The organism is Lysinibacillus antri (assembly GCF_003977595.1).
Lineage (GTDB): Bacteria > Bacillota > Bacilli > Bacillales_A > Planococcaceae > Ureibacillus > Ureibacillus antri.
The window spans coordinates 1-1,118 of record NZ_RYYR01000068.1 but is presented as its reverse complement, the minus strand read 5'-3'; the positions used below and the strand labels follow the sequence as shown (position 1 = coordinate 1,118).

Annotated in this window: 1 pseudogene; it reads left to right on the top strand. The window is 39.9% G+C overall.

What is annotated here, in order from left to right:
- Positions 1–1,073 (top strand): annotated as a pseudogene (locus tag EK386_RS19925) (IS3 family transposase); the annotation flags it as partial.
- Between the last annotated feature and the right edge of the window lie 45 nt (positions 1,074–1,118).

The window sequence follows — 1,118 nt, the reverse complement described above, 5'->3', positions numbered from 1 at the left end:
GAACAGGATGGCGAAGAAGCCCTTCAAGATCGCCGTGGTTGTACAAAACCAGCAGAAGAACGGACACCGGAGGACGAACTGCGCTTAAAAATCCAACAGATAGAACGTGAAAATGAACGATTACGTGCAGAGAATTTACTTTTAAAAAAGTTAGAGGAAATCGAAAGGAGGCGTCGTTAAGTAGAATTCGTATTCAGAGCCGTTATATCGCGATTCAAGAATTAGCTGAGAAGGAGAACTTCTCCATTGTATTATTGTGTGAAATCGCAGATGTATCACGTGCTGCTTATTATAAATGGCTAAACCGTCAACCAACAGCGCGTGAAATGGAAAATCAACAGTTAGCAGACTCGATTCAGCATTTATACACACAGGTAAATGGCATTTATGGCTACCGCCGCATTACCATGACCATTAATCGCCAGCGTGAAAAAGAAGGTTTAACGAAAGTGAATAAGAAACGTATTTACCGCCTGATGCAAATTTGTGGTCTAGAAGCGGTTATTCGCCGTAGACCAAGACGATATCGTAAGGTAAAGCCAGATTACCTAGCGGAGAATATTTTAGCACGGGAGTTTACAGCGGAAAAACCAAATCAAAAATGGTGTACCGACGTTACTGAATTTAAGTATGGGAACGGGAAAAAGGCTTATTTAAGTGCCATTATCGATCTGTATGATAAGTCAATTGTAAGTTATGTATTAGGCCATTCGAATAATAATGACCTTGTCTTTAAGACGATAAAATCGGCTATTCGAGCATTAAAAGAGGATGAATGTCCACTTTTACATAGCGATCGGGGTTATCAATATACATCCAAAAAGTTTAAGCGAATCTTAGAGAAAGCAGACATGACACACAGTATGTCTAGAGTAGGTCGTTGCATCGATAACGGTCCAATTGAAGCGTTTTGGGGGACATTAAAAGTAGAAAAGTATTATTTACATAAATATGAGTCGTTTGAAGTGCTCAAGCACGCCATTGATCAGTACATCAGATTCTACAATCATGAACGTTATCAAGAAACATTAAACGGCTTGAGCCCCCTAGAATACAGGGCTCAAGCCGCCTAAGCATTTTTATTATTTTCACTGTCTACTTGACAGGGAGCAGTTCAA